At 50.0% G+C, this 11,984-nt stretch carries 10 protein-coding genes; 5 read left to right on the forward strand and 5 right to left on the reverse strand.

The annotated features are described in order from the left end of the window. Window positions 1–4 precede the first annotated feature (4 nt). Window positions 5–1,348 (forward strand): Gfo/Idh/MocA family protein, encoded by a 1,344-nt coding sequence (locus tag F0L74_RS03590; RefSeq protein ID WP_149836452.1) that lies wholly within the window; start codon window positions 5–7, stop codon window positions 1,346–1,348. A 276-nt stretch (window positions 1,349–1,624) separates the two neighbouring features. Beyond that, window positions 1,625–2,911, forward strand: coding sequence for a D-alanyl-D-alanine carboxypeptidase/D-alanyl-D-alanine-endopeptidase (locus tag F0L74_RS03595; protein ID WP_188315845.1), 1,287 nt, complete (start codon window positions 1,625–1,627; stop codon window positions 2,909–2,911). Window positions 2,912–3,034: 123 nt separating this feature from the next. Here F0L74_RS03595 and F0L74_RS03600 read toward each other — a convergent pair whose 3' ends face one another. The 4 genes from F0L74_RS03600 to F0L74_RS03615 all read right to left on the reverse strand — a co-directional run bounded on the left by F0L74_RS03600 (window position 3,035) and on the right by F0L74_RS03615 (window position 7,913). Beyond that, window positions 3,035–3,697 (reverse strand): hypothetical protein, encoded by a 663-nt coding sequence (locus F0L74_RS03600; RefSeq protein ID WP_149836454.1) that lies wholly within the window; start codon window positions 3,695–3,697, stop codon window positions 3,035–3,037. Between the two features lie 177 nt (window positions 3,698–3,874). Continuing rightward, a complete protein-coding gene (locus tag F0L74_RS03605; protein ID WP_149836455.1) occupies window positions 3,875–5,323 on the reverse strand; it encodes a Gfo/Idh/MocA family protein in 1,449 nt (482 codons plus the stop codon). Window positions 5,324–5,440: 117 nt separating this feature from the next. Further along, window positions 5,441–6,133, reverse strand: coding sequence for a gluconate 2-dehydrogenase subunit 3 family protein (locus F0L74_RS03610; RefSeq protein WP_149836456.1), 693 nt, complete (start codon window positions 6,131–6,133; stop codon window positions 5,441–5,443). A gap of 40 nt (window positions 6,134–6,173) precedes the next feature. Further along, a complete protein-coding gene (locus F0L74_RS03615; RefSeq protein ID WP_149836457.1) occupies window positions 6,174–7,913 on the reverse strand; it encodes a GMC family oxidoreductase in 1,740 nt (579 codons plus the stop codon). Window positions 7,914–8,008: 95 nt separating this feature from the next. On the opposite strand from F0L74_RS03615, the gene F0L74_RS03620 reads away from it, so the two are divergent. Beyond that, the gene (locus tag F0L74_RS03620) at window positions 8,009–9,481 is read left to right on the forward strand and encodes a gluconokinase (RefSeq protein WP_149836458.1); all 1,473 of its coding nucleotides are present in this window, start codon (window positions 8,009–8,011) and stop codon (window positions 9,479–9,481) included. A 188-nt stretch (window positions 9,482–9,669) separates the two neighbouring features. Here the strand turns inward: F0L74_RS03620 and F0L74_RS03625 are convergent, their stop codons facing one another. Further along, window positions 9,670–9,900 (reverse strand): helix-turn-helix domain-containing protein, encoded by a 231-nt coding sequence (locus tag F0L74_RS03625; protein ID WP_213086880.1) that lies wholly within the window; start codon window positions 9,898–9,900, stop codon window positions 9,670–9,672. A gap of 252 nt (window positions 9,901–10,152) precedes the next feature. Between F0L74_RS03625 and F0L74_RS03630 the strand changes: the two genes are divergently transcribed. Together F0L74_RS03630 and F0L74_RS03635 are read left to right on the forward strand one after the other, a co-directional pair. Continuing rightward, window positions 10,153–10,818, forward strand: a complete 666-nt coding sequence (locus F0L74_RS03630) for a DUF6088 family protein (protein WP_149836460.1) — start codon at window positions 10,153–10,155, stop codon at window positions 10,816–10,818. Further along, entirely contained in the window at window positions 10,778–11,890 is a 1,113-nt protein-coding gene (locus F0L74_RS03635; protein WP_149836461.1) for a nucleotidyl transferase AbiEii/AbiGii toxin family protein, read from the forward strand. Before F0L74_RS03630 ends, F0L74_RS03635 begins: the two co-directional genes overlap by 41 nt. Window positions 11,891–11,984: the final 94 nt, after the last annotated feature.

Raw genomic sequence — 11,984 nt, forward strand, 5'->3', positions numbered from 1 at the left:
ACGTATGGAAAACGAAAACAAACAAACCCTACACAATCAAAGCCGCCGGGACTTTATGAAACAGTCTTCCGTGCTGGCGGGCGGCCTCCTGGCCATGCCTGTATTGTCGCATGCTAATTATTTCTCCGGCGCTAAGGATACGATCAAGATCGTGCTGATAGGTTGCGGCGGCCGGGGCACAGGCGCTGCCACCCAGGCGCTGAGCACCAAGGAGAATGTAGAACTGATCGCTATGGCCGATGCTTTCCCGGACCGGCTGAATGATAGCTACAACAACATTAAGGAAGCCCTGGAGGAAAAAGGAAAGGGTGACCGCCTGAAAGTAAAGGACGAGAATAAATTCACCGGTTTTGACGCCTACAAAAAAGCCATTCCACTGGCAGATGTAGTGATACTGGCTACACCGCCGGGTTTCCGGCCTATCCATTTTGAAGAAGCCGTAAAACTGGGCAAACATATCTTCATGGAAAAACCGGTAGCCACAGATCCCGCGGGTATTAAACGCGTGCTGGAAGCGGCGGAGATAGCCAAATCAAAAAAACTGAACGTAGTGGTAGGCCTGCAACGCCGTTACCAGAACTCTTACCGGGAGCTGTACAAACGCACACAGGATGGCATGATAGGCGATATCCTCTCCATGCAGGTATGGTGGAACCAGGGCGCACTGTGGATAAGGCCCCGCAAGCCGGAATATACAGAGATGGAATACCAGATGCGTAACTGGTACTACTTTAACTGGCTTTGCGGCGATCATATCGTAGAACAGCATATCCATAATATAGACGTGGGCAACTGGTTCAAAGGCGCTACCCCCGCCAGCTCAGTAGGGATGGGCGGCCGGGCCATCCGCACCGGTAAGGATACGGGCGAGATCTTTGACCACCATTATGTAGAATACCGCTATGCAGATGGCGTGGTGATGAACAGCCAGTGTCGTCACTGGAAAGACAGCGCCAGCCGGGTAGATGAAGAGATAGTAGGCACCAAGGGCCGTATTATCTGTGATAAAGGATTGATACAGGACCATAAAGGAAAAGTGCTATACCAGTTTGATAAGAAACAGGAAAACAATCCCTACCAAACGGAGCATGATGAATTGTTTGCCGCCGTGGCCAAGGGAGAGTATAAATTCTGGGATGCGGAGCGCGGGGCGCAAACGACGCTTTCTGCTATTATAGGCCGTATGGCTACTTATTCCGGACAGATCATCCCCTGGGATAAGGCGCTGAACTCCGGTATTAACCTGCAGCCGCAAACCTATGCGTTTGATGCGCAGCCGCCGGTAATGCCCGGGGCAGATGGTTTTTACGCGTATGCGAAACCGGGGATCACAAAGTATTTTACCTGAGATGATCAGGAGCGGATGCCTTCCGGTAGGAAATACAGCTATGTTTCCCGCAGGATCAGCAAGCCGGTGTGCACATGATATTATAACGACGGGCTTCTTCCGGGCGGCGCCTGGAAGAAGCCCGTCGTTTAATTGGTGGTTTGTGGATCGTGGGGCCCGCTCAACAACCTTATTTACATTTTTGATCCTGCTATTCTACATTTGTTGCCAACCATCTCTTACTCAATGAATAATTGCTTAAAACGGACCGCGCTGGTATGCCTTACCCTGTTTTGCATGCAGCCGCTATGGGCGCAAAAGACAACCAGCCCAAAAACTAATATCCGCAAATGGGCCAGTGAGTTACTAAACGGAGCTGCGCTGGAACATGCACATGTAGGTATCTGTATCTATGACCCCGGCAAACAGGAGTACTGGTATCAATACCAGGACGATAAATATTTTACGCCGGCATCCAATACCAAGATCTTTACTTTATTCAGCGGCTTTCAGCTGCTGGGCGATAGCCTGCCAGCCTTAAAATACCTGGAAACAGACAGTGTGCTGTATGTAAAGGGCATGGGCGATCCTTCTTTCCTGCACCCGGAATATACTTCTCAGCCGGCGATGGATATGCTTAGCCGCACGGATAAACGGATTGTGCTGGTACCCGCCGTGGTTACCAACAAACGTTTTGGGCCGGGCTGGGGCTGGAGCGATTACGCGGATTATTATCAGCCGGAGCTGAACGAGTGGCCGGTATATGGCAATGTAGCCCGCATCCGGCGTCACCGCGATACTATCAGCATAACGCCCCCGGTATTTGCAGACACTGCACATTTTACGGTACAGGAGATAGACACGCTCAAAGAAGCGGTTACCGACCGGGATGAACGCAGCAATCATTTTTCCCTGCAATATGCCCGGCGTGATAACGAACTGCTGGAGGCGGAAGTGCCGTTCATTACCGGCAATATACAGGACCTGGCCCAGCGCCTGCAGGATACCCTGCATAAACCGGTAACGGTGGCCAGCCCCACGACTGTATTGAGCCCGGCGGCATTTAAAGTATTGTACAGCCGTCCGGTGGATTCTCTTTATACGCCCATGATGCACCGCAGCGATAATTTCTATGCGGAGCAGACCCTTATGATGTGCGGCGCCCGGTTATGGGACAGCATCAGCACCAGCAGCACCATCCGCTATATGCAGGAGCATTATCTTTCGTTTTTGCCGCATCCGCCGCAATGGGTGGATGGTTCCGGCCTCTCACGGTATGATCTGTTTACGCCCCGTGATTTTGTAAGCGTGCTTACTGCCATGCGGCAGCAGATCCCGCAGGAAAGGTTATGGGAGATATTCCCCACGGGTGGCAAAGGCACACTGCGTAATTATTATCAGCAGCAGTTTGTACACGCCAAAACAGGTACGCTGAATGGTTGCGTAGCCCTGAGCGGGTATTTGGTGACTAAGAAAGGGAAGACACTGGTGTTCAGCGTATTGGTGAATAACCATAACACTACCAGTACGAATGTAAGAAGGGCGGTAGAACGGTTCCTGACGGAGATCTGGGACAAGAATTAGGGGAGGATACAGGCGCTGCGGCCTGGATGTTTATGAGGGCGCGCCGTAAAATAATTAAACCGGCAAAGTCATAAGGGTTATGTACCCAATGGCCTTGCCGGTTTTATCGTTTATAAGTTTATTTTATGGCTCGATGTTATAATCGCGCAGGCGGGTGGTATCTGTAGGCTGATCTATCTGAATAAGGCCCACGCCTTTTGCATAATAGTTGGTAGCCAGGGTACCTAAAGAAACGGGAATGCCCAGCACTTTTACGGTGGCGCTTAAACGTACGCCTATCACATCCGTATAATCCAGGTCATAGACCTTTTTAACAACGCCTTTTTGTGTGATGGTATAGGTGAGGTATACGGTCTGCTGATCAGCGCCGTTTTTAACGGTAACGGTATCTGACCAGGTGGCGCCGGCGGGTACGTTATCCTTGAGGTAAATGGACATTACGCTGTCTGCCGTATAGCCTTCATAAGAAATGCCTCTTACCATCTGGTGGTAGCTGCCATTGTCGCAATGGTCGTAAGTGGTGGCAGTATCGGAAGCTAACTTTTTATATACCAGTCCATTAATGATCGTATCGCCTGTGATGTTTACGGAAAAGCGGGTAGTATCCTTGGTGCTATTGTTAACATTCTCAAAATTATACGCAGAGCCGGTGGTATAGGGGGCGTAACTGCAGGTGGTAGCAGGGGCGGTGGGTGGTTCTCCTTCCCGGCTTACTTCCTTTTTACAGGCGGCCCATAATATTAAGCCGCTTATCATTGCAAGCGGCCAGAAGTATTTTTGCGGCATATATGGTCGGACATGGTTTTTTAACTGTGTAAAAATAGGATACGTACTGTACTTAACGAAAACAATCACACTATTATTATGGGTATGGGAATGCCCTTAAAAACTAATGTGCTGATAATGAGCGCAATATTGCTCATTCATCAGCACATTTAGCATATAAATATTCTAGTATATCAACTATACGCCCAGGCTCCAGCCGTCGCTGTAGGTACGTTTTACGAACTGATTGGCCTCGTCGAAGTTGGTGATCTTCATGTTATTACCATCCCACAGCAGCTTAATATAGCGGCCGGGGTAAGTGGTTTTTCCTTCCACTTCCTTCTTAATATCGAAGCTACGGATAGCCAGGTTGCTCATCAATATGGTCTCTGTTAAAGGACCGGCGATAGAGAACGGAGAGCTCAGCATTTTTGCCTTATCGCTCTTAGGACCGGCAATGGCAGCATTTACCCATTGTTGATAGTGACCTTCCGGTACACGGGCAATGGTTTGCGGCACATTTGCCGTTTGTGTGCGGGCAGTAGGCAGCAGGGTAGGGAACATACCGTAAGTGCCGCACATCATTTTGCCTTTGGAGCCAATGAAGAGGGCGCCGTTGCCGCCGTCACCCATTCTTTCGTTGGGGCCCAGCTCTTCCGGACGCTCAGGCTGTATACCACCATCCATCCAGTGCAAGGTAACCACTTTACCGCCTTTGCCTTTGAACCGCAGGATCACGTGAGAGGAGGGAGGGCAGCTTTCCGGGAAATATCCGCGTTTGAACTCATCCACATACACGCTACCTACGCTGCACTCTACTTCGTAGGGGTAGCCCAGGCCCAGTACACGGAAAGGAGGTTCAATGATATGACAACCCATATCGCCGATAGCGCCGGTACCATAATCCCACCAGCCGCGCCAGTTAAAGGGCACCAGTTTATCTACATAATCTTTATGGGGAGCAGTACCTAACCACAGGTTCCAGTCCAGTTCCTTGGGCACTTCTGCCTTTTGGGTAGGCCAGGGAATACCCTGGGGCCATACGGGACGGTCTGTCCAGCAGTAAACGGTATGCACATCACCTACCAGGCCGGCGTTATGCCACTCCATCAGCTGACGAACGCCATCGCCGGAGGAACCCTGGTTACCCATCTGTGTTACTACGTTATAACGTTTAGCCGCCTGCGTAAGCATACGGGCTTCATAAATATCGTGGGTGAGCGGTTTTTGCACATATACGTGCTTGCCCAGCTGCATGGCGGCCATAGCGGCTACGGCATGCGTGTGATCCGGGGTGGATACGGATACGGCGTCAAAGTTCTTATGCTCTTTTTCCAGCATTTCCCGGAAGTCTTTGTAGAACTTAGCCTTGGGGAAATTCTTAACGGAAGTGGCTGCACGGCGCTCATCCACATCACAAAGGAACGCGATGTCTGCGGGTCCTTTGGCAAATTCTGCGATATCGCCCTGGCCTTTACCGCCCACGCCAATACCGGCTATACGAAGACGGTCGCTGGGCGCAATAAAGCCTTTACCACCCAGAACGTGACGTGGAACGATCATAAAGGCGGCTGCGCTCAATGCGCCGTTCTTTAGGAATGATCTACGGGAAACATTGTCTCCCTGGTTATTTTTTTCCTGAACCATGAGTAGAAAAAGTTTTAATCAAGATAATAGAATATCGTCAAAAGTGAAAGGGTCTGTCATAAGGGTGAAAAGTGAAAGTATGCTTTCACTTTTCACACAATGATATAAGCAACGCTGTTAATCGTCCCAGGTCATCAGCTTGGCCCGGTCTTCGATCTTCAGGTACTGCGGTAACAGCTTTTCATCGTAGGCCAGGTTGTACTGTTTAAGCACATCTGCGGGCACGCCATCCCATTCGTTGGGGCGGTTGCCTACATAACCCAGGTCTTTGATGCCTATCTCGCTGGTATAGAAGCCAGTAGCGGTAAGGTTGCGCATAAGGGTAAAGAAGTTCACCCCCTGGCTGGTTTCCGGCGTAGCTTTTTCCGGATAGGCGATCTTATCCACCATTTCCAGTTGCTGTTGCTGGCTGCAGTCTGTGAAGGCCTTATCATAGTGTTTGAGGCACTGTACATCCAGCCAGCGCAGACCGCCACGGAGGGGCAGCTGGTATCTGGGCTGATCTTTTACAGTGAATTCTATGAAGGCAGGTACGCCGGCGTCTACTGCGCTGCCGGACTTGTCATCCTTAGGGATGATGATAGCGGCGAGCACCGTGATGGTTTTCATCTCCGCATCGGTAAAGTATTTATCTGCTTTTAGTTTGGCATCCCTTTCTTTTTCTTCGGGGGTGCGGCCGTAGACTTCTTCTTTATCGCCACCGGGTTTTTTGGTATCCTCAGTGGTCTTTTTATCGTCGCAGCCGGTAAGGATGGCCCCTACAGAAACGGAGCCAATGGCTAATGCTTTCAGGGACTCTCTTCTATCCATACGTTTAATGTTAAAAGGTCAATACTTAGATTGATGTGCCTTAGAGATTCTGTTTCTTCAGTTCACCTACAATGTACTCAGATGCGCGCATAGACAGGGCCAGGATGGTCCAGGTAGGATTCTTATCCGCCTGGGACACAAAGGGTCCGCCATCTACCACAAACAGGTTCTTTACTTCGTGCGCCTGGTTGTACTTGTTGACCACAGAGCGTTTAGGATCATCGCCCATACGGGTGGTGCCTACTTCGTGGATGATACGGCCCGGTGTTTCCAGCCCATAGAGGCTATCCGCGCCCGGTTTAGTACCCATGGCCACGCCGCCCATTTCATGGATCAGCTGCTCGAAGGTATCCTGCATGTGTTTAGCCTGTTTGATCTCATGCTCGCTCCAGGTATAATTGAAGCGCAGTACGGGAATACCAAACTTGTCCACCACGTTCGGGTCTATTTCGCAATAGTTGTCTTCGCGTGCAATACATTCACCACGGCCGGCAAAACCGATGGTAGCGCCAAAGAAACGGCGATAGTCATTCTTAAGGCCTGCGCCGTAACCGCCTGCTTCTTTTGTTTTTCCATCAGGGCCGGGGTATTTGCCGTTGAGGCGTTCCATACCAAAGCCATAACCAAAGGAAGGCATGTGCATACCGCCGCCTAATTCCACGTGATAACCGCGGGCAAAGTCGAGCTTTTTATTATCGCCCCACCAGGGAATGTATACGTGCATACCGCCTACGCCGTCTTCGTTATAACGTTTACGGTCCATGAGTGCGGGTATAAAGCCGCCGCGGGATGAGCCGGTAGAGTCATGCAGGTATTTACCTACCACACCGCTGCCATTGGCCAGGCCATTAGGGAAGCGGCTGGATTTGGAATTGAGCAGTAAACGCGCGGATTCGCAGGCGCTGGCCGCCAGTACCACTACTTTAGCCTTGATCTCGTACTCCTGCATATCTGCCTTATCCACATAGGAGATACCGGTAGCTTTGCCGGTATTATCGGTCAACACTTCGCGGGCCATAGCGCCGGTGTAGAGGTCTACCTGGCCGGTCTTCATAGCTGGTTTTACCAGTACGGAAGAGGAGGAGAAATCGCCGTACACGGTACAGCCGCGGTTACACTGGCTACAGAAGAAACATGGGGCGCGGTCCTTGTTAACGGAGCGCGTCATGATGGACAGGCGGGAGGGGATCACGGGGATACCCAGTTTATCGCCGGCCTGTTTGATCATCAGCTCGTGCAAACGTGGTTTGGGAGGAGGCAGAAAATAGCCATCCGGCTCATTCAATATGCCTTCTTTGGTGCCGAAAACGCCAATGAGTTTATCCACCCTATCATAATAAGGCTTCACATCATCATAGGAGATTGGCCAGTCATCGCCATGGCCATCGTAGCTTTTGTGTTTAAAATCGCGTGGGCCAAAACGTAGTGAGATACGGCCCCAGTGGTTGGTACGTCCGCCCAGCATGCGGGAACGGAACCAGTCGAATTGCGTGCCTTCTTTAGTAGTATAAGGCTCGCCATCAATTTCCCATCCGCCATAAGCTGCGTCAAAATCGCCGAAGGGGCGGGTAGTAGAGGCGCCGCGACGAGGCGACTGCCAGGGCCATTTTAACTGAGTGGCCTGCTCCGGGTCTGCGGGATCGTATTTAGGTCCGGCCTCCAGCAGGGCTACTTTCATGCCTGCTTCGGACAATATCTTGGCGGCCATACCGCCACCTGCTCCGGAACCTACGATACAGATATCATAGACCTTTCCTTTTTGCTTGATCTCCAATGCCATATACGTGGGATGGTTTAGACTTTTTAAAGGCTTTAAATCTATAAATTAAAGCTGGAAACTGAAAGGTGTTTTTTATTTTGAGAACCTTTTACAGTATGAGCACTCCATTCAACTACATGACCGGTGTTGACATAGGCACCGGTAGTACCAAAGTTATAGCATTGTTGCCGGATGGCAACGTTAAAGCTGTGTACCAGCAAGGGTATGCCACGCATCAGCCGCAACCCGGACATAGTGAACAGGACCCGGAGGATATTTTACAAGCGGTAAGGCAGGGGATCCGCCAGGTGGTGCAGGAAATGGGGCATCCGCCGGCGGGCATCTGCTTCAGCAGCGCAATGCATAGCATAATGGCCCTGGATGCGGCTGACAAGCCCCTTACGCCGCTGATCATCTGGGCCGATAACCGCAGTCAGGGTATTGCAGATGCGCTGCAGCCCACGGAGGAAGGGCGGGCGCTGTACCACCAGACCGGGGTACCCATACATCCTATGACGCCCCTTTGTAAAATAAGCTGGCTGCGGGAGCAGCGGCCGGACCTGTTTAAACAGGCCGCCAAATTTGTGGGTATTAAGGAATATATACTGCACCGGCTTTTTGGACGCTATGTCATAGATCATTCGATTGCATGCGCCACCGGGCTGTTTGATATACATACCCGCCAATGGAGCGCCCCGGCGCTGGCTTTTGCCGGTATTACGGCGGCACAATTGCCGGAGCCGGCGCCTACCCATTATATATTACCCGACTTATCTGCCGCGGCAGCCGCGGATCTGGGCATACCGGCCGGCACGCCTTTTATCATTGGCGCCAGTGATGGCTGCCTGGCCCAGTTGGGCAGCGGCGCCCTGGACCAGGGGCATGCCACCCTTACCATTGCCACCAGCGGCGCGCTGCGGATGACGGCCCGCGCGCCGGTAACAGATCATCAACAACGCTTATTTAATTATATACTGGATACGGAACATTTTGTGACCGGCGGGCCGGTGAACAACGGCGGGGTGGTGCTGCAATGGTTTGTGCGTGATTTTATGGCAAATCATCAGCCGGCGGATCTTGACATAGCCATTCAACAGGCGCTGGAAGTACGCCCGGGCGCAGAAGGGGTGATATGCCTGCCCTATCTGCTGGGCGAGCGCGCGCCCGTTTGGGACGCCCATGCCCGCGGCGCTTTTATAGGGATACAGCCGCAGCATACCAGCCGGCATTTTATGCGCGCCATTATGGAGGGGATCGGGTTTGGGTTGTTGAGCATTGCCGGGGCGTTGCAGGAGACGGCCGGGCCTATACATAAGATCTCTGTAAGCGGCGGGTTTACCGCCTCGCGGGGGTGGATCCAGCTGATGGCGGATATTTTTGAGAAACCTATGCATTTGGGACAGCATAATGACGCTTCTGCACTTGGGGCGGCCATGATGGGATTTGCTGCGCTGGGTGTGCCTTTTACGGCGCAAGCGGCTGCGGAAGAGGTTTTTACGCCATCGACAGCCGGGAGGGCTATATACCGCAAGCATTTTAAAATGTACGGGGAGCTATATGAGCGCCTGAGGGACTTTTACAGAGGTTAGGGGGCCTGAAATGCCCGGTTTATGGGGAAATATATGGGTTGCATATGGGTGTCATATGGGTTGCATGTGAATGGCATATGGGAAAAGGGGTGGTGCGGGGGTTATTTAAGGCCTAAATTATGATGTCTTTCTCCCAGGATTGTTGATGCTTATCCGGTTAACCAGATGTTGTACAATACCCGGACTAATCATACATCATCCAGTTTAGCAGGATCCTTTAATGTTAATTCCAACTGAAGGCCCAATGAATCCATTAGGTTAAGCAATGTTTCCAATGAAGGATTGCCCTTTCCCTGCTCCACCAGCTGAATAGTACGGGTGCTGACACCTGTGAGGTCCGCCAGGGAGGATTGCCGCAGGCCAAGTACGTTTCGCCGTTGGCGAATAGTGGATCCCAATTTAATCATCCTAGTGTGCATTATACTTCGCTTTTACTCTAAAATAGGGCTATTAATGAATTTTGGCAAGTAAAAGCGAAGTTTACTTTGCTTTTGCATGTTTGTCGTGGAGGATTTTAGCTAGAGGCTCAAGTTTTTTAGAGATCATGAGCATGTGTTTTTGTCGCGTTTTTGATGTATTTTTGTTTCAAATTTGTCGCGTTTCCAGCACGTTTTTGTTTCATTTCTTCCACCCTAAAAGGCAGAAAGACGGGGCTGGGTGCATAAATGGTCATGCATAAAAGCATTCATAATGAAATTGTTAACCGGATTAAAAAATTCCGGAAGGGAACTATTATATTTCCCAGTACTTTTTATGGCATGGCCAACACTGCTACAATCCGAACGTCTTTATACAGATTAGCAAAAGACAAACTAATAGTTCGCCTGGGTCAGGGAATATTTCTATATCCGAAAACAGATCCGGAGCTTGGTACATTGTATCCTTCCCTGGAAGAGATAGCTAATGCAATAGCCGATAGAGATCAAATAGTAATTAAACCTACGGGAGCGGCAGCCATGCAAAGTCTAGGGCTTTCCACACAGGTGCCGATGAATATCGTTTTTTTAACAGACGGCCCGTCCAGGAAGATAAAAGTTCTCAACCATACCATCACATTTAAAAAGATGTCTCCAAAGAAACTGGCAGCCACAGGGGAGATAAGCGCAAGAATTTTTCTGGCGTTACATGAAATGGCAAGAAACGGTCAGCTTGTTGTTACTGATGATGTAATGAACAATCTCCGGGAATTAGTACTTAAAGAGGATTCTGCTGTACTGCAAAAGGATCTGAAAAGAGCTCCTGCATGGATAGCAGACCTCATCTTGAAGATTTTATTACACCAAAACAGTACTGAAGATGACCGAATGGCTACAACAAACAGACGAAAGACGGATTGAAATTATTAACCAGGTCAACATTAAAACCGGCATTTCTGTAAAAGCGATTGAAAAAGACTGGTGGGTCACACTGGCGATAAAAGCAATATTTTCTTTCTCATGGGCCGAAAATCTTGTATTCAAGGGAGGAACATCACTAAGCAAAGCATGGGGATTAACAGAGCGATTCTCTGAGGACATTGACCTTGTAATGGACCGTGGCCTGTTAGGAATGCCAGGCGAGATCCGGACCAGAAGCCAGGTGCAGAAGTTGCGTTTAAGATCGGCCGAATTTGCAGTCGAAGTATTCGCTCCAACATTGAAGGAAGAATTGGTCAATATGGGAGTAGACCCGGCACTATTTGAAATTATAATTGAGCCAACCGCCCAGCCGGATATTGATCCACAGAAAATACAATTGACATATAAACCCCTATTTGCCAGCAACAAATACTTGCCAGATGTAGTAACTATAGAACCTGGCGCCCGCTCTCTGCGGGAGCCATGCAGTCCCAGGCAAATAACCTCGATCATCGGTCAGACTTATCCTGGGGCCAGTTTTTCCGGAGCGCCATTTACTGTTGAAACTGTTGAACCGAAACGAACCTTACTGGAAAAAATCTTTCTTTTACATGAGAACTTTCAGAAACCACGTGAAAAATGGAAACATGAAAGGTTATCCCGCCACCACTATGATCTGCACCGGTTAATGAATACTGAACATGCAAAAGCGGCGCTAGCCGACGAAGCGTTGTACAGGCATATTGTTGCGCACAGGGACTTGTTCAATCATGAAGCAGGGGTAGACTACAAACGGCACGCACCTGCAACAATCAGATTTATTCCTCCTGATGAAGTATTCAGTCTTTGGACCGGAGATTTTAGAATAATGAGGGAAAATATGATCTACGGCCAAACAACTGACTTCAAACAAATGGCAGATGAGCTTGGGACTTTACAGAATGAGATAAATGCTATTGTCCATACTGTTCTCCCTGAAGCTGAAGGAGCCGCCAAGGAACAAACATCTGAGCAAGCAGCTCCGGCTGCTGATGTTGTGCCAACTGGAGAAAAGGCATTAAACAGCAGGTAGGATCTTTTAGTACAGGCAGCTAAACAGGGTAGCTTGTGCTAAAAGATCTTACGATCTTGATTGTGAGGTACTTCTGGTAGACTATAGTAGCCCA

It is taken from the genome of Chitinophaga agrisoli (assembly GCF_008386695.1).
In the GTDB taxonomy this organism is placed as follows: Bacteria; Bacteroidota; Bacteroidia; order Chitinophagales; family Chitinophagaceae; genus Chitinophaga; species Chitinophaga agrisoli.

Excerpts from the sequence above, each read along its gene's own strand:
- F0L74_RS03620 (WP_149836458.1), top strand. The coding sequence starts at position 8,009 with ATGAGCACTCCATTCAACTACATGACCGGTGTTGACATAGGCACCGGT.
- F0L74_RS03610 (WP_149836456.1), bottom strand. The coding sequence starts at position 6,133 with ATGGATAGAAGAGAGTCCCTGAAAGCATTAGCCATTGGCTCCGTTTCT.
- F0L74_RS03600 (WP_149836454.1), bottom strand. The coding sequence starts at position 3,697 with ATGCCGCAAAAATACTTCTGGCCGCTTGCAATGATAAGCGGCTTAATA.
- F0L74_RS03595 (WP_188315845.1), top strand. The coding sequence starts at position 1,625 with ATGCAGCCGCTATGGGCGCAAAAGACAACCAGCCCAAAAACTAATATC.
- F0L74_RS03605 (WP_149836455.1), bottom strand. The coding sequence starts at position 5,323 with ATGGTTCAGGAAAAAAATAACCAGGGAGACAATGTTTCCCGTAGATCA.
- F0L74_RS03590 (WP_149836452.1), top strand. The coding sequence starts at position 5 with ATGGAAAACGAAAACAAACAAACCCTACACAATCAAAGCCGCCGGGAC.
- F0L74_RS03625 (WP_213086880.1), bottom strand. The coding sequence starts at position 9,900 with ATGCACACTAGGATGATTAAATTGGGATCCACTATTCGCCAACGGCGA.
- F0L74_RS03630 (WP_149836460.1), top strand. The coding sequence starts at position 10,153 with ATGCATAAAAGCATTCATAATGAAATTGTTAACCGGATTAAAAAATTC.
- F0L74_RS03615 (WP_149836457.1), bottom strand. The coding sequence starts at position 7,913 with ATGGCATTGGAGATCAAGCAAAAAGGAAAGGTCTATGATATCTGTATC.
- F0L74_RS03635 (WP_149836461.1), top strand. The coding sequence starts at position 10,778 with ATGACCGAATGGCTACAACAAACAGACGAAAGACGGATTGAAATTATT.